At 35.0% G+C, this 26,292-nt stretch carries 24 protein-coding genes and 5 pseudogenes; 21 read left to right on the top strand and 8 right to left on the bottom strand.

Features of this window, described 5'->3' with window-relative positions; translation table 11 throughout:
- Positions 1-28 precede the first annotated feature (28 nt).
- Positions 29-1,309, bottom strand: coding sequence for an MFS transporter (locus tag SJY24_RS31935; protein ID WP_377867595.1), 1,281 nt, complete (start codon positions 1,307-1,309; stop codon positions 29-31).
- A 495-nt stretch (positions 1,310-1,804) separates the two neighbouring features.
- Here SJY24_RS31935 and iolG point away from each other — a divergent pair, with 495 nt between their 5' ends.
- The 8 genes and pseudogenes from iolG to SJY24_RS31895 all read left to right on the top strand — a co-directional run.
- Entirely contained in the window at positions 1,805-2,830 is a 1,026-nt protein-coding gene (gene iolG, locus SJY24_RS31930) for an inositol 2-dehydrogenase (RefSeq protein WP_001103665.1), read from the top strand.
- A 105-nt stretch (positions 2,831-2,935) separates the two neighbouring features.
- On the top strand, positions 2,936-3,934 hold the full coding sequence (iolC, locus tag SJY24_RS31925) for a 5-dehydro-2-deoxygluconokinase (RefSeq protein WP_090814221.1): 999 nt from the start codon (positions 2,936-2,938) through the stop codon (positions 3,932-3,934).
- 77 nt (positions 3,935-4,011) lie between these two features.
- Complete coding sequence (locus SJY24_RS31920) at positions 4,012-5,475, top strand: CoA-acylating methylmalonate-semialdehyde dehydrogenase (RefSeq protein WP_377867593.1); 1,464 nt, start codon at positions 4,012-4,014, stop codon at positions 5,473-5,475.
- A 154-nt stretch (positions 5,476-5,629) separates the two neighbouring features.
- Entirely contained in the window at positions 5,630-7,564 is a 1,935-nt protein-coding gene (gene iolD, locus SJY24_RS31915; RefSeq protein ID WP_377867591.1) for a 3D-(3,5/4)-trihydroxycyclohexane-1,2-dione acylhydrolase (decyclizing), read from the top strand.
- A 120-nt stretch (positions 7,565-7,684) separates the two neighbouring features.
- Positions 7,685-8,581, top strand: coding sequence for a myo-inosose-2 dehydratase (iolE, locus tag SJY24_RS31910; RefSeq protein WP_377867589.1), 897 nt, complete (start codon positions 7,685-7,687; stop codon positions 8,579-8,581).
- An 89-nt stretch (positions 8,582-8,670) separates the two neighbouring features.
- The gene (locus SJY24_RS31905; protein ID WP_377867587.1) at positions 8,671-9,558 is read left to right on the top strand and encodes a class II fructose-bisphosphate aldolase; all 888 of its coding nucleotides are present in this window, start codon (positions 8,671-8,673) and stop codon (positions 9,556-9,558) included.
- 62 nt (positions 9,559-9,620) lie between these two features.
- Positions 9,621-10,412, top strand: coding sequence for a 5-deoxy-glucuronate isomerase (locus tag SJY24_RS31900; RefSeq protein WP_377867585.1), 792 nt, complete (start codon positions 9,621-9,623; stop codon positions 10,410-10,412).
- A gap of 256 nt (positions 10,413-10,668) precedes the next feature.
- Positions 10,669-10,932, top strand: a pseudogene (locus tag SJY24_RS31895) (Rpn family recombination-promoting nuclease/putative transposase); the annotation flags it as partial.
- Positions 10,933-11,221: 289 nt separating this feature from the next.
- Here SJY24_RS31895 and SJY24_RS31890 read toward each other — a convergent pair.
- Positions 11,222-11,380, bottom strand: coding sequence for a Phr family secreted Rap phosphatase inhibitor (locus tag SJY24_RS31890; RefSeq protein ID WP_000721406.1), 159 nt, complete (start codon positions 11,378-11,380; stop codon positions 11,222-11,224).
- Positions 11,380-12,480, bottom strand: coding sequence for a response regulator aspartate phosphatase (locus tag SJY24_RS31885; protein ID WP_377867583.1), 1,101 nt, complete (start codon positions 12,478-12,480; stop codon positions 11,380-11,382). Before SJY24_RS31885 ends, SJY24_RS31890 begins: the two co-directional genes overlap by 1 nt.
- A gap of 370 nt (positions 12,481-12,850) precedes the next feature.
- Between SJY24_RS31885 and SJY24_RS31880 the strand changes: the two genes are divergently transcribed.
- From SJY24_RS31880 to SJY24_RS31870, 3 genes are all read left to right on the top strand, one after another.
- Positions 12,851-13,069 carry a hypothetical protein gene (locus SJY24_RS31880; RefSeq protein WP_002185843.1) on the top strand — a complete coding sequence of 73 codons (219 nt, stop codon included), beginning with the start codon at positions 12,851-12,853 and terminating at the stop codon, positions 13,067-13,069.
- Positions 13,070-13,482: 413 nt separating this feature from the next.
- Positions 13,483-14,082, top strand: a complete 600-nt coding sequence (locus SJY24_RS31875; protein WP_377867648.1) for a hypothetical protein — start codon at positions 13,483-13,485, stop codon at positions 14,080-14,082.
- A 160-nt stretch (positions 14,083-14,242) separates the two neighbouring features.
- The gene (locus tag SJY24_RS31870) at positions 14,243-14,470 is read left to right on the top strand and encodes a hypothetical protein (protein WP_377867581.1); all 228 of its coding nucleotides are present in this window, start codon (positions 14,243-14,245) and stop codon (positions 14,468-14,470) included.
- A gap of 350 nt (positions 14,471-14,820) precedes the next feature.
- On the opposite strand, the gene SJY24_RS31865 is transcribed toward SJY24_RS31870, so the two are convergent.
- Together SJY24_RS31865 and SJY24_RS31860 are read right to left on the bottom strand one after the other, a co-directional pair.
- A complete protein-coding gene (locus SJY24_RS31865) occupies positions 14,821-15,228 on the bottom strand; it encodes a magnetosome magnetite crystal formation protein family (protein ID WP_377867579.1) in 408 nt (135 codons plus the stop codon).
- Positions 15,229-15,497: 269 nt separating this feature from the next.
- A complete protein-coding gene (locus SJY24_RS31860) occupies positions 15,498-16,490 on the bottom strand; it encodes a DUF4046 domain-containing protein (RefSeq protein ID WP_377867577.1) in 993 nt (330 codons plus the stop codon).
- Positions 16,491-16,715: 225 nt separating this feature from the next.
- Here SJY24_RS31860 and SJY24_RS31855 point away from each other — a divergent pair, with 225 nt between their 5' ends.
- The 10 genes and pseudogenes from SJY24_RS31855 to SJY24_RS31810 all read left to right on the top strand — a co-directional run.
- Positions 16,716-18,209: a peptide MFS transporter gene (locus SJY24_RS31855; protein ID WP_377867575.1), complete on the top strand. Its 1,494-nt coding sequence runs from the start codon at positions 16,716-16,718 to the stop codon at positions 18,207-18,209.
- A gap of 252 nt (positions 18,210-18,461) precedes the next feature.
- Positions 18,462-18,854 carry a collagen-like protein gene (locus SJY24_RS31850; protein WP_377867573.1) on the top strand — a complete coding sequence of 131 codons (393 nt, stop codon included), beginning with the start codon at positions 18,462-18,464 and terminating at the stop codon, positions 18,852-18,854.
- A gap of 53 nt (positions 18,855-18,907) precedes the next feature.
- Positions 18,908-19,402, top strand: coding sequence for a hypothetical protein (locus SJY24_RS31845; RefSeq protein WP_377867571.1), 495 nt, complete (start codon positions 18,908-18,910; stop codon positions 19,400-19,402).
- A gap of 23 nt (positions 19,403-19,425) precedes the next feature.
- A pseudogene (locus tag SJY24_RS31840) lies at positions 19,426-19,650 on the top strand (DDE-type integrase/transposase/recombinase); the annotation flags it as partial.
- Positions 19,651-19,836: 186 nt separating this feature from the next.
- A complete protein-coding gene (locus SJY24_RS31835) occupies positions 19,837-20,043 on the top strand; it encodes a histidine kinase (RefSeq protein WP_377867654.1) in 207 nt (68 codons plus the stop codon).
- A gap of 259 nt (positions 20,044-20,302) precedes the next feature.
- Positions 20,303-20,737 carry a sodium:proton symporter gene (locus SJY24_RS31830; RefSeq protein ID WP_377867569.1) on the top strand — a complete coding sequence of 145 codons (435 nt, stop codon included), beginning with the start codon at positions 20,303-20,305 and terminating at the stop codon, positions 20,735-20,737.
- A 238-nt stretch (positions 20,738-20,975) separates the two neighbouring features.
- Positions 20,976-21,677, top strand: a complete 702-nt coding sequence (locus SJY24_RS31825; RefSeq protein WP_377867567.1) for a YrrS family protein — start codon at positions 20,976-20,978, stop codon at positions 21,675-21,677.
- Positions 21,678-22,008: 331 nt separating this feature from the next.
- Positions 22,009-22,206 (top strand): annotated as a pseudogene (locus SJY24_RS31820) (DDE-type integrase/transposase/recombinase); the annotation flags it as partial.
- Between the two features lie 113 nt (positions 22,207-22,319).
- Complete coding sequence (locus tag SJY24_RS31815; RefSeq protein WP_377867565.1) at positions 22,320-23,213, top strand: Rpn family recombination-promoting nuclease/putative transposase; 894 nt, start codon at positions 22,320-22,322, stop codon at positions 23,211-23,213.
- Between the two features lie 310 nt (positions 23,214-23,523).
- A pseudogene (locus tag SJY24_RS31810) lies at positions 23,524-23,619 on the top strand (helix-turn-helix domain-containing protein); the annotation flags it as partial.
- Positions 23,620-23,718: 99 nt separating this feature from the next.
- On the opposite strand, the pseudogene SJY24_RS31805 reads toward SJY24_RS31810, so the two are convergent.
- The 3 genes and pseudogenes from SJY24_RS31805 to iadA all read right to left on the bottom strand — a co-directional run.
- Positions 23,719-24,531 (bottom strand): annotated as a pseudogene (locus tag SJY24_RS31805) (IS3 family transposase); the annotation flags it as partial.
- Positions 24,532-24,594: 63 nt separating this feature from the next.
- A complete protein-coding gene (locus SJY24_RS31800; protein WP_002134894.1) occupies positions 24,595-24,915 on the bottom strand; it encodes a helix-turn-helix domain-containing protein in 321 nt (106 codons plus the stop codon).
- Positions 24,916-25,094: 179 nt separating this feature from the next.
- Positions 25,095-26,267: a beta-aspartyl-peptidase gene (iadA, locus tag SJY24_RS31795; protein WP_377867563.1), complete on the bottom strand. Its 1,173-nt coding sequence runs from the start codon at positions 26,265-26,267 to the stop codon at positions 25,095-25,097.
- Between the last annotated feature and the right edge of the window lie 25 nt (positions 26,268-26,292).

Genomic DNA, 26,292 nt, shown 5'->3' with positions numbered 1-26,292 from the left:
TTATGATGACCTTCTTTTTATTTAGAGTTTATACTGAGAATTGCTCGTCGTTTTTCGTATTTAAATCCTGCTTAATCTCATTCTCCTTTGGAATAGTAAGGAAATGAGTTAGAAATGCACCAAAGAAGTACAAACCAGCAAAGATCCACATCACACCGCCAACACCTAATGGACCGATGAAGGCAGTTACTACTAATGGACCAACAAAAGCTGATAATCCTGAACCTAAATTTAATACAGACATTGCGGCTCCTTTATTTTCAGGAGCTAAAGATGGTACTAAAGCTGTAAGAGGTACATAACCGGCAAGTGTTGCTCCATAGCAACATGCAACAAATAATATTGCCCAATAATTATGTCCTACCATTTGTGGTACATAATAGAGTGCAAGAGTTACAATTCCGCAACCGACTCCTCCGAACCATTTAATCGTATTTACCCAACCAAACTTGTCTCCAACAATACCAAAAATAATATTAAATACCATATTTACAAAGAATAGAGTACCCCAAATTTGTAGCCATTCAGTCATCGTAAAATTATAATTCATCATATAAGTAGGCAGGAAAACAACAAATCCAAACTGAGCGGCCGAGTTTATAATTTTAACAATACCACCTATACCAACTTTAGGATTTTCAAATGCGATGGTAATGCCTTTTAGTAATTCACTTGATTTGTTAGAGCCTACGGTTTGTGCTTTAAATTTGTCCTTATTTACAACAATAGAGAATAATCCCCCGACGACAACAAAAATTAAGGCGCTCCATAAAGTAGCGATTTCCCCGATTTTAGGAACCATATAGCTAGAATAGAAGGCCCCGATAACACTAAGTCCAAGCTGGAATACGAACCAGAACCAACCAACTGCCCTTGAGAGCATTTGCTGAGGAGTACTGTAAGATACCCAAACTAGGAAAGAATAAGCAAATAAGGGATAACCAAATCCTCGTAGAGCGTAGCAAAGTAATATAACGGGATAATTCATATGTTGAATTCCTATACCGATGAACCCAATGGAGCCTAAAATGAATGATACTAAACCAAACGTCATTACTTTTCTTGGTCCCCACATTTGTACAAATACCCCCGAAAACCAGGAAGAAGCAGATACAGTAATTCCGTAAATCGTAAACAGAAAAGCAGCGTGTTCTAGCGTTAAGCCATTCTCAACGAGATAAGGGGATAACCATCCTTGTTCTAAACCATCCCCAATCATAAAAACAATAATCCCTATGTATCCCCAAGTTAAATTAGAAGGGATACCAATCTTGTCCATAAATGTTTTGTTTGAACCAATTGCGTTCATTCTCCCACCACCGATAAATTATTTTTGGTTAAGCGCTTAATTACTTTTGATAAAAAAAGTATACGCTTACATTATGAGGTCGTCAATGAAATTTTTTGACAATTTACAACTTTCTTTCATAAGGTGCAATCTATTTACTTATCGGACACTAAAATAATTGTGAGTATGAAAAGAAAGAAATAACTTATAGATGGGAGTTTACTATTTAAAACTCTTAATTTCCTTTGTTATATCAGTATTTTAAAAGAATATATTTGTAGCTGTTTAGATCATTTGTTTCTTATTATTACTTTGTAGATGCATGGCTTACGTTTGTTGAGGAAATTTGAAATTCGGATGAAAAGAAAAGTATTCAAAAAAATAAAAATGTTTTCAATTTAGAATCAAGTGTGTATAATGAAGAAAAATAGGGAAAGCGCTTAACTGAATTTGATGTGCTAAACCTTATAGACTTCCATTTTGTTTCTTAAATTTAAATAAAGAGGGAGAAATCATATGAATGTTGTAACGATTGGGATTATTGGTGCTGGACGAATAGGGAAACTGCATGTTGATAATTTGCAGCTGATGCCACAAGTAAAAATTAAAGCGGTTTCAGATGTAGTGATTAGTCATCTAGAAAAGTGGGCTGAGGATAAAGGAATTTCCACTCTGACTACAAACTATCAGGATTTATTAGCCGATCCAGAAATTGATGCTGTCTTTATATGTTCACCAACAAATACACATGCGCAAATTATTAAAGAAGCGGCTCTTGCGAAAAAACATATTTTCTGCGAAAAGCCTGTTAGTTTCTCGGTAGAAGAAACATTAGATGCATTAGAAGTAGTAAAAGAACAAGGAGTATCTCTTCAAGTAGGTTTTAACCGCCGTTTCGATCCTAACTTCAGAAAAGTCTATGATCTTATTCAACAAGGAGAAGTGGGACACCCACATATTTTAAAAATTACGTCTAGAGATCCACAACCGCCAAGTATAGAATATGTTCGTTCTTCAGGTGGATTGTTTATGGATATGATGATTCATGATTTTGATATGGCTAGGTATGTGATGAATAGTGAAGTTGTTGAAGTATTTGCATATGGTACAACATTAATTGATCCATCCATTCAGGAAGTAAATGATGTTGATACAGCAATTGTCACATTGAAATTTGCGAATGGAGCTTTAGGGGTAATTGATAATAGCCGCCAAGCTGTTTATGGATATGACCAGCGTCTTGAAGTGTTTGGTGAAAAAGGAGCGGTCGCTGCTGATAATTGCTGCCCAACAACTGTGCAAGTGTCAAAAACAGAAGGTGTTGTAAAAGATAAGCCACTTTATTTCTTCTTAGAGCGCTATACACAGGCTTACATTGAGGAAGTAACACAATTTACAAAGTCAATTATAGAAGGACAAGCTGTTATTTGCAGTGGTAATGATGGTTTACAAGCGGAGCGAATTGCGAAAGCTGCGAAGGAATCTTTACTAACAGGAAAACCTGTTCAAATTGAGCATAAACAGCCTGCATTAAATCAATAAAGAGAGCGCTTACTTCTAGAAATTTAAAGAGCAGTGAATCGTATGGTTATAAAAATTTCTGAACCATATCATTTACCTTTACATAAAGCACGGGAGGTAGTAACAATGAATCCACTTATTTTTAAAGAAGATTGTCCATTAGATCTAATTGCAGTTGGACGTTTATGCGTTGATTTAAATGCCAATGAAACACAACGTCCTATGGAAGAAACAAGAACATTTACTAAGTATGTGGGGGGATCTCCTGCGAATATTGCGATTGGTGCGGCGCGTCTTGGCTTACAAACAGGATTTATCGGTAAAGTGTCCGATGATCAAATGGGCCGCTTTATTACAGGATACTTAAAGGATAATAATATTAATACGGATCAGATATGTATTGATTGCACTGGTGCAGTGACAGGTTTAGCTTTCACAGAAATTAAAAGCCCTGAAGATTGCAGTATTTTAATGTACCGCGACAATGTCGCAGATTTAAATCTTGATCCAACAGAAGTTTCTGAGGACTATATTAAACAATCAAAAGCTCTCTTAATTTCAGGAACAGCTTTAGCGAAAAGTCCTTCTCGCGAGGCGGTATTTTTAGCGCTAGAATATGCGCGTAAGCATGATGTAGTCGTATTTTTTGATGTTGATTACCGCCCGTATACATGGCAGTCAGAAGCTGAAACGGCTGTGTATTACAATCTAGCGGCTGAAAAATCTGATGTCATTATTGGAACGCGTGAAGAGTTCGATATGATGGAAAAACTATTAAACTATGAACAATCTAATGACCAAGTTACGGCTGAAAGATGGTTTTCTCATCATGCGAAAATCGTCGTAATTAAGCACGGCGGGGATGGTTCAATCGCTTATACGAGAGACGGTCAATCACACCGAGGCGGTATCTTTAAAACAAAGGTATTAAAGACGTTTGGCGCTGGTGACTCGTATGCTTCTGCGTTTATTTATGGCCTAATGCAAGGGCTTGAGATTCCTCAAGCGATGCGATTAGGTGGCGCTTCTGCTTCAATCGTCATTTCTAAACATAGCTGTTCTGATGCAATGCCAACAAGGGCAGAGATTTCTGCATTCATGGAAACGGCTGAGGAAATTGTATAGAAACATCATAAATGAGTAATCAAGTAAGGGCGTATCCTATGGACGCTTCTACATTACATAAAAGGGAGAGAATGAATATGACAGTACAAACAGCACAAATTGTAAAAAACTACATTGGCGGCGAATGGGTAGAATCTTCTTCAACGAAGATGGAAGCTGTATATAATCCTGCAACAGGAGAAGTAATCGCCCGGGTACCACTTTCAACAAAAGTAGATGTTGAACTAGCCGTACAAGCAGCAAATGAAGCGTTCAAATCTTGGTCCAAAACAGCTGTGCCAAAACGTGCTCGTATTCTATTTAAATATCAACAATTATTAGTAGATAACTGGGAAGAGTTAGCGAAACTTATTACGATTGAAAACGGAAAAAGTTATAACGAAGCTTACGGTGAAGTTCTTCGTGGTATTGAGTGTGTGGAGTTTGCTGCAGGTGCACCTACATTAATGATGGGAAAACAGCTTCCTGATATTGCGACAGGTATTGAGTCTGGTATGTATCGTTACCCAATTGGTGTTATAGGCGGGATTACACCTTTTAATTTCCCAATGATGGTTCCATGCTGGATGTTCCCACTTGCGATTGCTTGCGGTAATACATTTGTGTTAAAACCTTCAGAGCGTACACCACTTCTAGCAGCAAGATTAGCAGAATTAGCTGAAGAAGCTGGTTTACCAAAAGGTGTATTAAATATCGTAAATGGCGCTCACGATGTAGTAAACGGTCTTCTGGAACATAAATTAGTGAAGGCAATTTCATTCGTAGGTTCTCAGCCTGTCGCAGAATACGTTTACAAAAAAGGAACAGAAAACTTAAAACGTGTTCAAGCACTAGCGGGTGCGAAAAACCATTCAATTGTATTAAATGATGCGAATCTTGAACTAGCAACAAAGCAAATTATTAGTGCTGCGTTCGGTTCAGCTGGTGAGCGTTGTATGGCTGCTTCTGTTGTTACAGTAGAAGAAGAAATTGCAGATCAATTAGTTGAAAGACTAGTAGAAGAAGCAAATAAAATCGTAATCGGCAATGGTCTTGATGAAGATGTATTTTTAGGACCAGTTATTCGTGATAACCATAAAGAGCGCACAATTGGTTACATCGATTCAGGTGTAGAACAGGGCGCTACATTAGTTCGTGATGGACGCGAAGATACAGCTGTAAAAGGAGCTGGTTACTTCGTTGGCCCAACAATTTTTGACCATGTTACAAAAGAAATGAAAATCTGGCAAGATGAGATTTTTGCTCCTGTTTTATCCATTGTTCGTGTGAAATCATTAGATGAAGCAATTGAAATTGCGAATGAGTCTCGCTTTGCAAATGGAGCTTGTATTTATACAGATAGCGGAGCAAGTGTACGTCAATTCCGTGAAACAATTGAATCAGGTATGTTAGGTGTCAATGTTGGGGTACCAGCACCAATGGCATTCTTCCCGTTCTCTGGCTGGAAAGACTCTTTCTATGGTGATCTTCATGCGAATGGTACGGACGGCGTTGAGTTTTATACTAGAAAGAAAATGCTTACATCTCGCTGGGAAAAGTAATCATGAAGAGAGAAGTAGAATCTCTCTAGTTGTTCGTAAGCGAAAGTAACGAAAGTAGTAAAACATAAGAAGGAAGTATTAGGAGTCTATCAAATTCCTAATACTCCTTTTTCATATGCAGAATGAATGATAGGGATAGAAAGGAGCAAACAATATGCAAACTGTTAGAATGACGACGGCGCAAGCATTGGTGAAATTTTTGAATCAGCAGTACGTGGAGTTTGATGGAGAGCAACAAAAATTTATTAAGGGAATCTTTACGATTTTTGGTCATGGAAATGTAGTAGGCCTGGGTCAAGCTTTAGAAGAAGACGCAGGGGAATTAGAAGTATATCAAGGGAGAAATGAGCAAGGAATGGCAAATGCTGCGATGGCTTTTGCAAAACAAAAACATAGAAAACAAATTATGGCATGTACTTCTTCTGTTGGTCCTGGATCAGCAAATATGATTACCTCTGCTGCAACTGCTTCTGCAAATAATATTCCCGTTTTACTACTTCCAGGTGATGTATTTGCAACGAGGCAACCGGATCCTGTTCTTCAACAAATTGAACAAACGCATGACTTATCTATTTCTACGAATGATGCTTTTCGTGCGGTAAGTAAGTATTGGGACCGGGTGAACCGTCCTGAACAATTGATGACAGCTATGATTCAAGCCATGCGTGTTTTAACGAATCCGGCAGATACAGGAGCTGTAACAATTTGTTTACCACAAGATGTCCAAGGGGAAGCATGGGACTTTCCAAGTTACTTCTTCCAAAAGCGTGTTCACCGTATTGAACGTCGTCTCCCTACAAAAGCCAGTTTAGCGGATGCGGTGGAAATGATTAAGAAAAAGAAAAAGCCAATTATGATTTGTGGTGGTGGTGTAAGGTACGCAGAGGCAGCAGAGGAACTGAAACAGTTTGCTGAAGCATTCCGCATTCCATTTGGAGAAACACAAGCTGGGAAAAGTGCGATTGAAAGCAGCCATCCATATAATCTTGGCGGCATCGGGGTAACTGGAAATTTAGCAGCCAATACAATTGCAAAGGAAGCGGATCTTGTTATTGGAATCGGGACGAGATTTACTGATTTTACAACGGCATCTAAGCAATTGTTTCAGAATGAAGAGGTTGAGTTTCTAAATATTAACATTTCAGAATTCCATGCGAACAAGCTCGATGCATTGAAGATGATAGCAGATGCAAAAGAAGCGCTTCTTACTCTAATGGATGAACTGCAAGCAATTGAGTATCAATCTGGTTACACAGTAGAAATCGCTAATGCAAAAGAGGCTTGGGAAACAGAATTAGCACGTTTGCATAACATTCGCTTTACAAGTCAAGATTTTAAACCAGAAGTTGAAGGTCATTTCGATGAGAATTTAAATGAGTATGTAGACGCACTTGGTACACAATTAACACAGACTGCAGTCATTGGACAAATGAATACATTACTTGATGAAGATGCAATCATCGTTGGTGCGGCAGGAAGTCTTCCGGGTGATTTACAAAGAATGTGGGCATCGCGAAAACCAAATACATACCACATGGAGTATGGATATTCTTGTATGGGCTACGAGGTTGCAGGAGCACTTGGTGCGAAGCTAGCTGAGCCATCGAAGGAAGTATATGCGATGGTAGGGGATGGCAGTTACCAAATGCTTCATTCTGAGCTCGTCACAAGCCTTCAAGAAAACAAAAAAATTAACGTTTTATTGTTTGATAACTCCGGATTTGGCTGTATTAATAACTTACAAATGGGTAACGGAATGGGGAGCTTTGGAACAGAGTTTCGCTACCGAAACCAGGAAACTCGTAAATTAAACGGGGCTATTATGAAAATTGATTTTGCAGCTAGCGCGGCTGGATATGGCGTAAAAACGTATCGTGTTACATCGATAGAACAATTACAGGAAGCGCTTATAGATGCGAAAAAACAAACAGTTTCTACATTGATTGATATTAAAGTATTACCAAAAACAATGACAAATGGATACGATTCATGGTGGCATGTAGGTGTTGCTGAAGTATCTAATAGTCAAAGTGTACAAGCCGCGTATGAGAGTAAAGTAAGTAACTTGCAAAAGGCAAGATCTTATTAGATTAGGGCAAAAAAAGAGCATTTTATCTACAAGCATATTTATAGAAAGCTCTCTTTTTAACGAATAGATAAGAGAAATTGGCGATATTCTATAATATTTTACAAAGAGGAGAGACAAGGGATGTTCAAAGAAAACACGATTAAACTTGGGATTGCACCAATTGCTTGGACAAATGATGATATGCCGGAGCTAGGAGCAGAAAATACGTTTGAACAATGTATTAGTGAGATGGCACTAGCTGGATTTAATGGAAGTGAAGTAGGTAATAAGTACCCGAGAAATACAGCTATATTGAAAAAATCTTTGGAATTACGAAATCTGGAGATTGCTAGCGCATGGTTTAGTGCGTTCTTGACAACGAAACCGCTTGAAGAGACGGTACAAGCATTTATTGAGCATAGAGATTTCTTGCATGATATGGGTGCAAAAGTCATCGTCGTTTCAGAACAAGGACATAGTATTCAAGGTTTAATGGATGTACCGCTATTTCAAAACAAGCCCGTTTTTACAGAAGAAGAGTGGGATAAGCTTGCAAATGGGTTACATCACCTCGGTAAATTAGCTCAGGAAAAGGGGCTACATATTGTATACCATCATCATATGGGTACGGGTGTTCAAACAACGGCAGAAATTGAAAAGTTAATGGATATGACGGATCCAGATCTTGTATCCCTGCTTTTTGATACAGGTCATCTTGTTTTTTCAGGAGAAGAGCCACTTTATATTTTGAAAAAATATTTACCTCGTATTAAACATGTACATTTAAAAGATATTCGCCAAGAAGTAGTAGATGTTGTAAAGGAAAACGAATTAAGCTTCTTACAGGCAGTGAAGAATGGTGCATTTACAGTTCCCGGGGATGGCGTAATAGTATTTGATGAAGTGTTTACTTCCCTTGCGAACTCTGAGTATAAAGGATGGTTTGTGGTAGAAGCAGAGCAAGACCCAGCTTTAGCGAATCCTTTTGAATACGCATTAAAAGCCCGGAAATTTATACAAGAGAAAGCAGGTCTTTAATTTCCCTATTATGAGGTTACAGAAGGAGCGAAAAGACGAAACGTTTGTTTTTCCATGTAATAAATAATATTGAAAAAGGTGAATGTGTAATGCCATTAGTTCAAATGAAGGATATTTTAATAAAAGCAAATCAAGAGAATTATGGGGTCGGAGCTTTCAGTATCGCTAATATGGAAATGGTAATGGGAGCTATTCAAGCAGCAGAAGAGTTACGTTCGCCGCTTATTCTACAAATTGCGGAAGTTCGTTTGAATCATTCGCCAATTCATCTGATTGGTCCTTTGATGGTTGCTGCGGCGAAAAAAGCGACTGTCCCAGTAGCAGTTCACTTTGATCATGGTATGACGTTTGAAAAGATTAAAGAGACATTAGAAATTGGTTTTAGTTCGGTTATGTTTGATGGCTCTCACTATCCGTTAGAGGAGAATATCCAAAAGACAATAGAAATTGTGGCGCTTGCGAAACAGTACGGAGCGACGGTAGAAGCTGAGATTGGCAGAGTAGGTGGTAGTGAGGACGGATCAGAAGATATTGAGATGTTGCTGACAAGCACCACAGAAGCAAAAAGATTTGCAGAAGAAACAGACGTTGATGCGTTAGCTGTTGCGATTGGAAATGCGCATGGTATGTACAATGGAGACCCTGATTTACGATTAGACCGCTTGCAGGAGATTAATGAGGTAGTTCGTATTCCACTCGTATTACACGGTGGTTCTGGCATTAGCCCAGAGGATTTCAAACAATGTATTCACCATGGTGTGCGAAAAATTAATGTAGCAACAGCGACGTTTCAGAATGTAATTGCTGCGGTTAACGCTGCTGCCCTAAATACTCCTTATTCAGATTACTTTATGTATCATCAAGATGTAATTGAGGCCGCATACGAAAACGTTAAAAATCATATGCTCATATTCGGAAGTGAAAACAAAGCATATCAAGAAAAGCTTTCTTCATTAAATAATAGAAGGAACTCATAATTTAGTTAGCTGACAAAGATAGAGAATGATAGATTAGCCATTAAAAAAAGGGGGAGAACATCATGTTAGGAAAATTAGGTGAATTAAATGAAGGCTATAATGTATTAACAGAAATGAACGGTCAATGCAGTGATATGTTAATGGATATAGGCATATATAAGATGTCTAATGGAAAAGAAGAGTTGCTATTTGATAATAAAAATGAAACGGCAGTACTTTTACTAGAAGGGACAATACGTCTAGAGTGGGAAGGAATGGAACAAATTATTCAAAGGCAGTCTGTTTTTGAAGAGAATCCTTGGTGTTTGCATATAGCTAAAAATGTGAAGGTTACAATTACTGCTCTTTCAGATAGTGAAGTGCTTGTCCAAAAAACAGATAATGATCAAGAATTTGTATCTAAGTTGTATACTCCAAATGAGTGTCAAAGTGTTGTAGCTGGAGATGGAGTATGGGAGGGAACAGCGCAGCGTGTTATTCGTACGATTTTTGACTATAACAATGCAGCATATTCTAATATGGTAGTAGGAGAAGTTATTTCTTATCCAGGGCGATGGTCCAGTTACCCACCGCATCATCATGACCAGCCAGAGGTATATTATTATCGCTTTAACAAGCCGCAGGGATTTGGATGTGCAATGGTTGGGGAGGATGCTCATCGCGTTGTACATAATAGCTTTATTACAATTCCGGGTGAGCTAGACCATCCACAAGCAACAGCGCCTGGATATGCAATGTATTTTTGTTGGATGATTCGACATCTTGAGAATAACCCATGGAATGATCGTATCATGGAGGAAGAACACATGTGGTTATTAGAACCAAATGCGAAAATTTGGCCAGAAAAAGAATAGATGAAAATAAAGGTTCTGGACAAAAACGATGTGACTTGCAATTGTTTTTGCTCAGAACCACTAATTTTTTATCAATGTAGGCAGGCTCTTATGTGAGGTAACGTAAGAGCCTGTTTGCATGTTCTACCTTTTTATATGTACAATAAGAATAAGAGATGATATAGACAGGGAGAGAAAATCCATGTCCACTAAATTAGTAAATTTACGCATTGATTTTGCTTTTAAACAATTATTTGGAACGAAGGGAAATGAGGGAGTTTTAAAAAAGGCAATAAATAAATGGGAAAATATGAGCCATGATTCTCCTTTGCGAACAGCATATGAATCTCGAGAGAAATTGCTTCTAGATGAACAAGCTAAGCTAGCACATGCAGAACAAGAGGGCATGGAAAAAGGAATTGAGCAAGGTAAGATGCAAATGATTCGAGGGATGCATGAAATTGGTGTACCGCTTGAAACTATTGCAAAAGCAAGTAAGTTAAGTCTGAAGGAAATAGAGCGTATCTTGAAGTTAAAGTAAATATATGAACCTACAGTACTCATGAATAAAAGAAGGTAGATGCTCATTATCATGGCACGTTTAATAGAAAAGCATTGCTGAAGATTTTAGCAGTGCTTTTTCTCAATCAACTTTTTGATATTTTTCATTCTGCTCACAATTATATAGAAAAGTTGAAAGAAGAACGTGAATAGTCCGAAACAAATATGTTTCGGACTAGGGGTTCAATATTTTATCCATGTTATTCAACATTTTTTAAAGATTAAGAGGCTGAATTTTATGATTTTTAAAGTGAGAAAAATGTATTACGTTAATCAATAGATACGCCACTAGAGACAATTGGTTTTGTTGGTGCTGGCGTATCTCCACCATTAAACGAAGAATGTTGTGATACATTTAAACTGATCATGCTACATGCTAATGCACTTACTACTACCATACTTAATAACACTTTTTTTATTTTTTTCATTACTTTAACGCTCCTTTTCTCAAATGTTTCTTATCAGCGTTATTGCTAATATAGAAATATTTGCTCGCTTTAACATGATTATTTGCCTCGTAAAATTGGAGTGCTAAATTCTCTGCATATTCTTTTATACAATCCCACATGTCCTCTTTTTCAAAATAAGAAATTGCATCAGTAACTACTTTTTCTAATTTAATGCTAGGTAGTTCTGTGATTAGTTCATTTAAAACTGCGAAACGATGCTTATATTCCTCATTTCCTGATTCATTTGTATACTTCATTCCTTGCTCGATATATGCTTTTGCTGTTTCAACGCCTTCTAATTTATAATATGCTCTTGCTAAGACAAATAATGCTTTAAAATGGTTCGGTATGGTATTTATAATCTCAGAACTCTGTCTAATCGCCAATGGATATAAATCTTGAATATTATATAACCAGCCTAAATTGGATCGTACTCGCAATAATAATTGTTCTTCATCATACTTCTTAAAAACATCAATAACCGTATTGAGACATTCTTCCGCTCTTTCAAATTCTCTTAGATCTATACAAGCCAGTCCATATACATTGTCGCATAAAGCAATATTAATTTCATAGCCTACATGATTCCGGTATATTTCTTTGGCTTTTACTACATGTTGAATCGCTTCAAATGGTTGATAAGATTGATAACAGTATGTTGAAAATCTATACTCAAACTCGGCTTTTTCTACTTCATCAGGTATATCAATTAAAAGTTCTTCTGCCTTTTCATAGTGTGTTTTCGCTTCAGTATAATTAGCTAAAATTGTAGAGTGGATTGCCTTAAAGAAATAATAATAGTAAGCTAAAAATGAAAATTCCTCTTTGATATTAGGGAGTTTTTCTATTTGATTAAAAGAATCTTTTGTAATACTCATTCCATCTGCCAAGACTTTATATCTAAAATTCAGTAGGGAATAATAGAATGATACATATTGGTCTGTTTCTATTTCCTTTAAACGTTCTTTTACTTGTAGATATGTCTGTTTTGCTTCTTTTACATGATATAAACGAATTTCTTCATACCATTCATGTAATAATTCCATCAATTGCTTATTACTTTTTTCTTGAACAGTCATAATATCCCCCATTTCTCTGTAAAGGCTTATTCTGATAATAACAGGAATTAGATAAAATAAATTTAACTACGATTTTTTTCACTAATATACAGAATGTTCTGAATCATAATAATGTCCATGCTTTTAAATTTGAAAAAGTATAGTTAAGCCAGTACAAGTTTTGTTAATGCTTTTTTTGATTTTGATTGATTAACTGTTGTCTATTGAATACTTCTTATAAGAGGTGGCGTAGCACTATAGTAGAAAAAGAGAGAGCTTATACTGTTATGGTATTGAGAAATACGTAGGGCTTATTAAGCATCAAGGGATTCCTCGAAAATAAATAGAAGTATATACATATCTGTTTACATTGAAGAGGGAGCGTTGGTTTATGATAAGTTTTGGGGTTAATTTACGCACTATTATTAGTTATACACAAGAGAGTAGGAATCTTAATAATATACGTATTTTAAATAAGTTGGGTATAAGATTATTTGATATATATGGAGAACCATTACCTGTATCAGATATTAATCGAGAACTGGTAACGGCATTAAAACGCCAAGACATAAATACGCAAAGATATATATTAAGTCATTTACAAGGATAGAAAAAACGATATTATGCCGTGTTTATTCATACATATGTTCTATCCGATAAACCAAGAGGCTATAATAGTAGGTTTGTGAAATTTCGTTTTCCTAGATTTAATTATATACTACAGTATGTATCACTATGAAATGTATAAACCTCGTGTGTGTAAGTAAGAACAGAATAAAGCATGTGTAAAAAGTACCCATCCAATTATTATGTGTATCACAATTGAATGGGTACTTTTTTACTTATTCCCAAATAGGGAAAAAGCTAAATGCAATGGATAGTCATCAAAACGCGAGTGTACAGATGTAACAAATGAAATTTCTATTCATAAGTGTGGTTCTTCTATTTAATTAAATATGATTTAATACTTTCTTAGTTTTGGTTAGGTAAGTTTATATACTTAAAGTAAAGGGTTTAATTTTAATTAAGGGGGAGGAAAATTTGGAGGTGTATAACTTAGCTGCTTCTGCACAAACAAAAAATGAAGATCTACCATTTGATATTTCCTGGATGACCGATTGGATTGTAGACTGGTTTGGTTCTTTGTATAATGGCGGCAGTGATGTAATAAAAGATGGGGGAAATAAAGTAGATGGTGTAGTCCATGCGAGTGTGCCTGCGTTTTTTGATGTTATTTTCCTTATTCTTTCTGTAGTAATTTTAATTTCGTTATTAGTTTTTGGAGCTTCTTTATGGTTTAAACATATAAAGTGGAAAAAAAGATCTATATATTTTGGAGTAGGTTCGTTTATTCTCATTCTATTAATAAGGATTCTACCAGTGTTAATGTTGACAACACGTTCTTTTGATTTTCAAACCTTTATGAGTAATATGGTAGGCTTAATTACTTCTATAATTTTAGGGACAGCTGTATTAATGTTTTTAATATCTTTAGCACTAGGTATGCTTTATAAGAAATTTGAACATCCGAAATATGGGAAATGGAGTTCGAGTTTGAGATATAGTTCAATTTTTATATTTGTAATGACATTGATAGTACCGGCCTTGCTGCGTCATTTATAATCTTTGTTTATATAGGGGAAGGAGGAATAGTGCAGGTAATTTCTATAATTTTTCTGTGTAATTATACTAGCACTCGTTCCCCTCTAATTTTCTGAATTAAGTCTTATACATTAAAAGGAATTTTGTTGTACGAAGTTTTGGCAAAGGAGGAGAGGTACTAGTGACTACTTTTGTTGTCATGGTGAGTATATTCTTAATTCTGTTCGTAATTGGTCCCAAAGCGACTAAGAGAAAAGAAGAAAGAGATAGAATAGAAAAAGAACATAAGGAGAAAATAGAGTCTTTGGAGGAAGTAAAGATTGCTTTTGATATTAATGGAACCAAAGTAAGATTACATAAGAAGCCTAAGTTAAAGAAAAGTATATATATAATAAAGAGTGATAGTTAACTCCTCAATAGTAACTGTCAGCTAGAAATGAAGATACGGCGCTGTAATGGAGGAAAGATCACATAAAATGATTAATCTTTTTTATAAAAAATTACGGATTCTAAAATGAAAACCCACACATTTTAATTAAAATTTTTCAAAGAGTGTTTATTTTTTCTATCTTATAAAATTAATATTTGTAGCAATCTAATATATATATTGAAAACGCATAGGTCATTCTTTCAAATCCATCAAAATAGCTTAATTATTAATACAACTAGCATTTAAACACAAAATATGAGTTTATAGTTCATAAATAGATACTAAATAAAGAAGAATCCATAATTCGCTGGATTCTTCTTTATTGATTTTTACTTGCTAATCCATTTGGAGATAATAGGATAATGAAAATTTTTTCCTTGTAATACATATAAAATTCCCTTAAGAGGCCCGAAAACTAATAAAATAATTAGGATTATATATAATGGGGCTGTCCATAATATCATTGACATATTACTTGCATTCATATCGGAATGGAACATAGAAAACATTAAAATTCTCATTACAAAAGTATTCCAAATTAATACAATAATCCAAGTGAATAGCTGATAAACAGCTGTTTCAATTGCAATTATACGAAGTTCTTTTGATTTGAATATGAAATAAAAAATTAAGGGTATATAAAAAATTGTAATGCTAAAAAAAGTGAGAATGATGAAAGATAATAAAGTAATAGTATGCATCATTAATTTTAGTTTTTTTTCATGAGATAAGTTCACTTAAACTCCTCCTATATGTAAATTTGGTTCTCTTAAAGTTAACGATAATTCATTATAACACGCAACTAATGTAACAAAAAATATTGTTTTTGTTGTGTTTTGTTACATTTCGCATTTGAAAATATGAAATATCCTAACCGTTGAATTTGCTGTAACAAAATACGGTATCAAAAATAATCCAGTACCCCCTGACTTTTCTACAAATGGGAGAGCAGCGAGCTATAAAAAAGAGACACCAAAGGGCGTCCCTGCATACTTACATTTCCACTTTAATTATTAAAATACCCTTTTAACATGCTTTTTGAGAAACGATTTGGATACAAAGCAACAAGCATTTCGTAAGGGCTTCCTTTCCAATAGCGTTTTAAGGGTGTCCATAATTTTTGTTTTATCAGCCATCTTTGATTAAATACTTTTAATAGCTGTTTCTCGTTTAGTTTTTCTTTCTCTTCAATGGTCCACCTTAATGCTTCTAATGCTTTACTTCTAGACCAAAAGCCAACAGGCGTAACTTTAAATTCCCATTCTTTAAAACGTCCTTGATATAAGTCGTTAATCATTTTAAATGGACTATTCCCCCACATTAATTGACATGCAGACGCTAATCTGTGAGTTTTTAGCCACTTTATATTGTATACAATCAGTAATTGTTCGGGAGTTAATTTTTCTTTTTCTTCAATAGTCCATTTCAATGCTTCTAATGCTTTTTCTTTTGTCCAGAAGTTATTGGGCGTCATAAGAAATTCCCATTCTTTAAAACGACTTGGGTACAGATTGTTAATCATTGCAAAAGGACTGCTATTCCAATACATCGCCAGAGGGGCACCGAGTTTCTTGCGTTCTAACCATCTTTTACCGTATACCCGTAAGAGTTTTTCTTTTGATAACTTTTCTTTTTCTTCAATCAGCCATTTCAAAATAGCTAATGCCTTTTCTTTCGTCCAAAAATTTAAAGGAGTCATACCAAACTCCCATTCTTTAAACTCACTTGGATATAAATCATTTATCGCTTTAAAAGGACTACTTTCGTATCTATGTTTGAGTAATCCTCGTAGTTTATATTTTACAAGCAATTGAGTGTTCCATTTTTTTCTGATGTCTTCCTTATTCCATTTTAAAATACTGTGTAATAAATATGTGATTACTCTGCGGGCCTGTTTATTATCCATATCTTCTTTCCAAGTATTCGGAGGGAATCGTTTCCTTTTTCCATCCAGTATATCTTGATAAATTTCTTCAATCGCAACGGCTTTCATTGACAATATATAAATCCTCCTACATTTGTATTTATATTTATACAGTATTAACGTTTTAATTAATATATCTATATTATATAATTTACATGGGATTATCATTAAAAACAATACATAATTTTGTTTTTTCTCAAAAATCTAATTATTAAACGAATAGATATTTGTTTAAATTTTCTAATTTTTGGTATATACTTAATCAGAATCACTATATCTGTATATTAGGAGTGTATTTGTATGGAGAAACTTAACAAAAGCGATATCATTCGCACCGTTCCGCAAAATGGTTTCTTTGGACATCCCAAAGGACTATTTACTTTATTCTTTACAGAATTTTGGGAGCGATTTTCTTACTATGGAATGAGAGCAATATTACTTTACTATATGTATTATTCCATTTCAAAAGGTGGTCTAGGGATGGATCATGCTACAGCTGCATCCATTATGGCTATCTATGGTTCGTTAGTTTACATGTCTGGAATTATTGGTGGGTGGATTGCAGATCGCCTATTAGGTTCAAGTAGAACAATATTTTGGGGTGGCGTTTTAATTATGATTGGTCATCTCATATTAGCTCTACCAGGAACGGTTAGTACGTTATTTATCTCAATGGTATTTTTAGTACTTGGAACAGGGTTATTAAAACCGAATGTATCTAGTATTGTTGGTGATTTATATAGTGAATCAGATACTCGTCGTGATTCAGGTTTCAGTATTTTCTATATGGGTATTAATTTAGGAGCACTATTATCTCCGTTTGTGATTGGAACACTTGGTCAAAAGTATAACTTTCACCTAGGATTTGGTGTGGCTGCAATTGGTATGTTATTTGGATTAATTATGTATGTTCTTACGAAAAAGAAAAATCTAGGATTGGCAGGAACGCAAGTACCAAATCCTTTAACGGATAAGGAAAGAAAAAAAGTCATTACACAGTTTAGTATTGGCATTATCGCGATTGTACTAGTTTGTGTGTTAACAATCCCAACAGGTATTTTAACGATTAATCGATTTACTTTACTTGTAAGCATCTTAGGTATCCTGATTCCAACAGGTTACTTTATCTTTATGTACCGTAGTCCAAAAACGACAAATGTTGAAAAGTCTCGCTTAATTGCGTACATACCACTATTTATCGCTGCTACGATGTTTTGGGCGATTCAAGAGCAGGGAGCAATCATCTTAGCTACTTATGCTGATCAACGTACGCAGTTAAATTTGGCAGGATTTGAGCTTCAATCTTCATGGTTCCAATCCTTAAATCCTATTTATATCGTATTGCTAGCACCAGTATTTGCTTGGCTATGGGTAAAGCTTAATTCACGTCAACCAAGTACAGCGAATAAATTTGCGATCGGTTTATTATTTGCTGGTTTATCATTTTTAGTAATGATTATCCCTGCATATATCCATGGTACAGAATCCCTGGTAAGCCCTATGTGGTTAGTCATTAGCTTCCTTTTAGTCGTAATCGGAGAACTGTGTTTATCACCTGTGGGTTTATCCATTACAACAAAACTAGCACCAGCTGCTTTCTCTGCTCAAACAATGAGTCTATGGTTCTTAACGAGTGCATCTGCACAAGCTATCAATGCGCAGCTCGTTCGATTATATAATCCTGAAACAGAGATTATTTATTTTGGCGCAATTGGCGGTTTATCAATTGTTTTAAGTGTTATTTTATATTTTATGGCTCCAAAGATTCAGATACTCATGAAAGGGATCAAATAGAAGAGCTGTGCCAAAAACTTGTCACCATACAGGTTTTTGTGCACAGTTTTTTTAGTACTTTATTTTATTGGTAGCAGGGTGTAGTAGCAAAGATGACACTGGAATTTCCATTACCCCATACCGAAAAAAAGGGTATAGGTATACTTTCCTGTTTAAAATATTGTTCGTATAGGAAGCGAATAAGCTTCCTATACGAACCACATTACATATTAATAATTTAGAGGATTTCAAAAATAAAGAGGTGGTTTTTAAATGTATAATGAGTCAATATATTATCCTTATATAAATTATGATCAATACTTCGATCGTCAATTCCCTGGTCCTCAGATCCCAGGTATACCTGGAATGCCAGGTTTTCCGGGTGCACCAGGCTTTCCGGGACAGCAAAGTTCACAAGCTCCAACATCTCCTCCCCCATCATTTATTCCTCAACAATCAACTGCTTCACCATTTGCTGTTGATCCAGGAGCAATTTCATTATGTTTATTTCGAAATACTTATATATGGCTTAGTAATGGTGAACAATTTTGGTATTTCCCAATTTTTGTAGGACCAAGGTCTGTTGCTGGTTTTAGATGGAACGGTAGGTTTTGGGTTATTTTTGGAATTGATACGAGAAGGATTATTTCATTTACATGTTTTTAAAAATTATAGAGTAACGATAGAGGTTTAATTATATAAACAAAAGAGGTATTTGAATGAAAAAATTTCAATCATTTGATGGTACAATAACTATGATTAACGATTTTGTAACAGGATCAAACGAAGATATAGGATGTAATAAATTAATTTCCGTAGATAATGGTTATGGGAATTTAATAAATTTTGTAGTGAAACCAAATACGTATTTTATCGACTATGCAACGGTAGTAGTAGGAGATAAAGTAACTGGGTTTTACGATGCCAACGCTCCTGTTCCTCTAATTTTCCCACCACAATTTCAAGCGATTGTTATGGCAAAATATACACCGCATCAAAATGTAAAAGTAGACTATTTTAATGAACAGTTGGAGAGTAGTGATGGAAAATTAAAATTAAATATTTCTCCTTCTACTCAAATTTTATTAACAAATGGTCAATTCTTTACAGGTAATCTTGTAAATCGAAATTTAATAGCTATTTATAGTTTTACAACAATGAGTATACCAGCTCAAACTACACCATATAAAATCATTGTTTTGTGTCAAAAGTGATTTCTATTCTAAAGGGTCTCTCGGTTTATCAAACTACAATCCATTGTAGAATCAAAAATTTTAGCCATCTTATCGACCAGGATCATAGGCATGTAAAGAGACGTTTTGCTAAATCTGCAGGATTTCAAAATCTTCGTCATGCTTCACGTACGATAAAAGGTATCGAGACCATTCATGCCCTATATAAACAACGGCGAAGTCTTCAAAGAGACTCCGCCTTTTCAACGTACAATAGTATTCCTTTCTAAATAGAAGATATAAGTATCATAAATACATCAATATCATGAAGATACAGGAACCTAATATGTATTATTGTATATTAATAAATTTATATGAGTATATATAATATGAAAATCACTATAACGAACATGCAGGTTTCCTTTTTTATTTGTTATTTTTATCAGTAAAGTAGACCACATATCAGCTTCAGATACTTGTTTTATGATACAAGTAATCAAACAAAAGGAGGACCATACAACATAATTACACCATTATTAACAGGGCACTCTTTTAAGTATAGGAGATTATTAGCAGGTGGAGAAAATGTTGAAGATGTACAGACAGATAAACATTTTCCATATGAAAAAAATGAATTGCAGCAAACTCTAGAAAAGTACGATTCGAAGGAGTTTGGGTTATAAAAAAAATAGATAAATTGGCAAGAGAAAAGCACTTTGTGTATATCACAGGTGTTTTTTATTTTCATTTTGATATAGGGATTGAATTAAATTCCCATGTTTTTTTGCAGCCATTCAATAATGAATATGTACATGTTCATTATTGAAATTAGTAATAATAAAATGTATTATTGAAAAGCACTATTTATAATTCAAGTAATCAAGGCTATGTATCCATAATAATTTGAACATTCAGAAATTATAATATTATCATAAAAATGAGGTGAGGTTAATAGAAACAGTACATATTAAATGGTATGGATTGTATAGTTTAAATGATTTTTATAATAGAGAAGAAGCTTTTAAAAAGGGAATATTTGCAATCTCTAGAGTATATGCTAAGAATGAAACATTGATCTATATAGGAAAAACCAAAAGAAGCTTTATACAAAAGATAAGGGAACTTAATAAAGATTGGATTTTTGATGAAAGCGAATTAAAGATTACATTAGGAATAATAGAGTCTCCTAGTGGTGAAAGTTACTCTGAAAAAAAGGTAAAAGAGATAAAATCCCTTTTGATTTTACGACATACCCCAGTAGAAAACAACACATCTTTATTGTACCATAGAGGGCGGTTTAATTTGAAAATTATAAATAAGGGAAGAAGGGGCTTAATTGTTAAAAAAATTTCTACAGGAGATCTAATGTGGACGTAATTGGAATCACCTTTGAATAAAATTGAAGGTTTCTTACGAACAGATGCTTATCAATTTTTAATGTATTAAAATATTTTTGAATAACATATGTCAGATGCTTGAAACAACACAAATTTTATTATGATATGAAATCTTGTATGGGAATTGTAATTCATTTCCATTGTTTAATGGAAATATTAAGAATTATAAGAATAATACATGAAGATTAGAGGAGAAAATAAACTCGGAGGTTTAAAAAATGGGACAAGGAAGCAGGTTTCAAGAAAAACAACAAAATCGTCGTAAAAAGGTGATTTTTAATATTGCATTTACTTTGGTATTAGTGACAGTTGGTATAGTGACATACCAGTTGTTTTCCCCTTCTGATACATCAAAGAAAGCAATTGCTCAAGAAAAGAAAGCAACAAAGATAGAAGAGAAGAAACATAAAGAGAAAGAAGCAGCGCAGTTAGAAGAGAAGAAACGTGAAGTGAAAGAAGCAGCGCAGTTAGAAAAGAAGGAACGTGAGGAGAGAGAAGCAGCACTGTTAGAAGAGAAGAAACGTGAAGAGAGAGAAGCAGCACTGTTAGAAGAGAAACAAAAAGCAGAAAAATCGGTAAAAACGAGCGAAAATGAAAATAAAGAGGGAGAAAAAACGGCATCTCAAGAAAAGGGTTCTCAAACTAATCCTTCTTGGAAGCCAATTGGTACAGAGCAAGGAGCAAAACCTGCAATGCAATTTAAAGAAGGAACAGTAGATTGGAATGAGATGAAAAAAGCAATTTCTTATGCTGTTGATGCTCCAGAGGGTCAATTGATTTTTGATTTTATTGGAAATAATGGTGAAAATAAAGCCTACGGTAATGTACGAGATAAGCAAAGTAATAAAAAATATAAGGTTGATATTGATTGGGTAGAGAATCAGGGCTGGAAACCAGTATCTGTTCAAGTGGTAAAATAAATAAGCAAAATGTGAATGCTATCCTCTCTTGTTATGAGCGACTAAGCTATTATAAGTCTAAGATAAGATAAACTTGGTTCTATATGATGTTTGAGTTGAGACTCCCACCCCTAAAGGGGCAAGCTGAATAACATCAGTAGGATTCTTGCTATCAAAGGCGAAGTCCATTTCTGGTATCGCTGACGTGCAAGGTTGCGGTGTGTCATCACCACTCTCACGACAGACTGTATAGGTTCGGAAGCTACGGTACTATCACCATACCGTACAGGTTCGTGTTAAGATGTTTAGCGTTTTGTTCTTGAAGACACATATCATTTTACCGATAGCATGAATTCGGCGTCATCTCAAACAAATGAATAACTCATGGAGAGTGGACGAAACATATATAAAAATAAAAGTGCGATGGATGTATTTATATCGTGCCGTCGATTCTGAAGGAAACACAATTGACTTTTATTTGAGTAAATCTAGAAATTATAAGGCTGCAAAGCGCTTTTTCAAGAAAGCTTTGCAGTCTTTTCATGTTTCAACATTTTTTTGCACCGGAACTGGTAGTTCACTATAAGAGCTTATTTGCATCTATACCTTGATTTTATGTACAATAAAGATATAGATATTATCTGGAACAGAAAGAGGGAAACGATGTCTAATCCATTAGTAAATTTACGTATTGATTTTGCATTTAAACAGTTATTTGGAACAAATGGGAATGAGGACATTTTAATCGCTTTTTTAAATGCTATGTTAAAAAATTCTTTAGAAGCACCTATTGTTTCCCTACAGTTAGAAGATCCACATTTACATCGAGAACATGAAGAAGATAAATTATCGATTTTAGATATTTCGGCTACATTAGATATAGGAACAAAGGTAAATGTAGAAATACAGTTGAATAACAATCATGATATGATTAAACGCAGTTTGTATTATTGGGGAAGGTTGTACACTTCTCAATTGCAAAAGGGCATGCCATATAGTTCACTTCATAAAACGATTACAATTAACCTGTTAAACTTTGCGATGTTTCCTGAATATGAAGCATTTCATACAACAGGCATCCTTTGGAATCAGGAACAACAAAAGCTATTAAGTGATGATATAGAAGTTCATATAGTAGAGATTCCAAAGTTGATGAAGCAATGGCGCGAAGAGAAAGTCAATCCGTGGGAAGATTCGTTTGTTCGTTGGTTATTATTATTACCTGCGAATGAAGATGAACATCTCACACAAACATTGGAGGATATTGCCATGAACCGAGATCCGATTTTACAAAAAGCAATGAATAAATGGGAACGTATGAGTCAAGATTCTTCTTTCCGTCAAGCATATGAAGCAAGAGAAAAGGCCTTAATGGATGAGGCAGCAAAATTTGCTCATGCAGAACAACAAGGAATTAAAAAGGGAATTGAACAAGGGGTTGAGCAAGGAAAGATGCAACTCATTCGAGGCATGCATAAAAATGGTGTGTCTGTAGAAGACATTGCAAAGCTTACAGGATTACCAGAAATAGAAATACAGCGATTTTTGCAGAGCTAGTTCTTAGAGAAAGCATTTTATCCAATAAAATGCTTTGTCTAACTCTGCCTGAAAAGAAGATGCGATGTCTCAATCTTCTTTTCTATTTTTAGGGGATACGGAAACATCACTATCAAGCTAATGAAAACGAAATAATCCAAGACTGAAAAAAATGGGAGTATCTCATTTTTTTTCGGTTTCTGACACAAGACTCCTTCCTCAAAAATATAAAGGGGTGAAACACTAATTTTAGGTGGGAGATGAATATCAGTAGGCTTAAGCCTACGTTTTTTTTACTGTAGATATCGTATAACAAGGTGAGGTGCACCCTATGTTAGTAAGTAAAGCGTATAAATTTCATATCTATCTAAATAAGAAACAAGAAATATTAATTGCTAAAACCATTGGTTGCAATTGCTTTGTATTCAAAACATGAAATTAATTAGCTAAATTCTTCTCTAAATAAAAGACCACTGATTTATTAAACCGTGGTCTTATCCCTGTCAAGTAGACAGTATTAAAAAGACTAAGCAGCCATCGAGATTCGATATTCTATCGGAGCTCGGTGGTTGAGTCGTTTTTGGAACCGTTTATAGTTATAAAAATAAATATACTCTTCAATTGCTTGTATTAAATCTGCTTCTGTTTTAAAATGATTCAAATACAACATTTCCGATTTAAAATGGGAGAAAAATGACTCAATACAGGCATTATCATGGCAGTTTCCTTTGCGAGAGTGGCTGCCAATGATACCTAAACCTAAAAGTCGTTTGTTGTAGGTGTGAGATGTGTACTGGAATCCCTGATCTGAATGGAGAATGGTTCCACGCACATCTCTTTTTTGTGCCAACATTTCAATTGTATCTAATACAAGTTCATTATCGTTGCGCTTGGATATTTTCCAAGAAACAACTTCGTTATTATAAATATCTTGTACAACAGAAAGATACCGAAATCCCTCTTGGAATCGTAGGTAAGTAATATCTGTAACAAGCGCTTCATTTTGTTGGCGATCTTTGAATTCACGGTTTAAAACATTCGGAAAAACATTGGAATAGTTCCCTTTAAAGAAGCGACGCTTCTTTCGAATAATAGATTGAATGTTGAGCTCGCTCATTAAGCGATATACTTTTTTGTGATTTATAAAGTATCCCTCTTCCTGTAAAGCGATTTTCATACGTGGATAACCATATTCCTTGTGCCTTACGTGAATAGATTGTATTACTTTTTTTAATCGTTTCTCGGATTCTAGTCGTATGTTTTTCATACTTTTTGTATGAATCCACTTATAGTAACTTGAACGATGTACACCCGCAAATTTCGTAAGCCATATAACTGGATATTTCCCCCTTTAATGATTCAATGATATGATATCTCACCGTATATTTTAGTGCACCTCCATTTACAGATTCGGATACTGCTTTTTTAAATATTCAACCTGTGCCTTATAGTAGTCACGTTCCTCTTCAATCGTCTTAAAATGAACGCGTTTGCCTTTTAGAGGATTTGATATACCTTTCATTCCACCATTTTTTCCACGAGTATCTGTAATTTCACCAGATTCTTTATATTTTTTTACCCAATTTTTTAGTTGTGTAGAGCTTCTAATCTGATATTTTTCCTTTATCATATTATAACTTCCTTCTCCGTTTAAATAACTTTGAACAGCCGCTAACTTTAATTCTTCTGAATATGTAATAAATGTTGAACCTTTTTTAGTCATGAAAAATCCCCTCCAAGTAATAGTGTAACATCCATGTATGTACATGGTCTTTTTACACTGTCTACTTAAAGGGGATAATATCACCGATGGTCTTTTATTTTTATATTTTTCATTTGTATAAGTGTCATATTTTTCTAGTGTCTTTAAATGATTTTTGTAATAGAAGCTTCTTATCTTTCTTATTCAAATGTTCCCTTCACTATCGGAACTTTATTTTCTACCATAAACTTGCCTTTTGCAATGACGCTGTGAATGTCCAACGTTCCTTTTTCCAACAATACGATGTCAGCATCCTTCCCGGTTTGAATACAGCCCTTACTTGAAAGTTTTAGCAATTGTGCGGGATTCGTGGTAATGACTTCTAGTGCCGTTTCTAACGGAATCCCTTCCACTAAAACAGATTCTCGTACTTCGTGAAATAGCGAAGATACTTTTCCAACTTGAAGGCCTGCATACTCCCCATTGTTGTCAAAGAAGGGGAGGCTGGCCTGTCCATCTGAGGAGAAGGTGATGTGTCCGACGGGGATCCCATCTTCAAGCATTATACGTAATGCCTCACTGCATTTTACTTCCCCGTCCTCCAAAAATTGAGGAGTAGTACTTGTGGTAAAGTCTACGTAACCGCCTCGCTTTGCGTAATCAATACCCGCCCTAAATAATTCTTCGTTTCGGTTTATATGTGTTGGATGGAAGTGCCGAATCGGAATGTTGGTTTTATCTGCAATTTCATGTAACAATGAAAGTTTTCCTTCTCCGTCCCCTACATGAACTTCTATTATGCCAGCTTTTCCTGACAGAATACCGCCATTGCGTGCGGCAGTGGCGACTTTAACTATTTCCTCAAATGTAGGTTCCGATGATCTATGGTCGGAGATAGCAATCTCTCCAACACCGATAATTTTGTCAATTAAAATAATATCATCTTCGATTTTTCCCGTCAGCGTTTTTACTGGCACTTGATAGGAGCCTGTGTGAATGAAACAAGAGACTCCCTCTTCTTCAAGTGCCCGCGCCTTGGCAAGCAGACTTTCCATTTTACGTGTTGTCCCGTCAGTACCGAGTAAACCGACTAATGTTGTAATACCTGCAGTTGTAATATCAGTAAGCATCAGCTCAGGTGTGCGGGTTTTGAATCCGCCTTCTCCGCCTCCACCAATAATATGAACGTGTGAATCGATAAATCCTGGAACAACCAAAAGATTTGCCGCATCAATGACTAGAATAGGAGCAAAGTTGTTAGGAATTGCGATTCTATCATCTATGAATGCGATTTTATCATCTGCAATTAATATGTCTTTCCGTCCTAGATAGTTGGGTGCGTATACTTCTCCATTTTTTATTAAGGTAATCAATTCTTTTCTCCTCCTGTCAATACTT

It is taken from the genome of Bacillus sp. R86525, assembly GCF_042466195.1.
Classification (GTDB): Bacteria; Bacillota; Bacilli; order Bacillales; family Bacillaceae_G; genus Bacillus_A; species Bacillus_A nitratireducens.
Note: the sequence above shows the minus strand (reverse complement) of the source record. Positions and strands in the feature narration are given on the sequence as shown.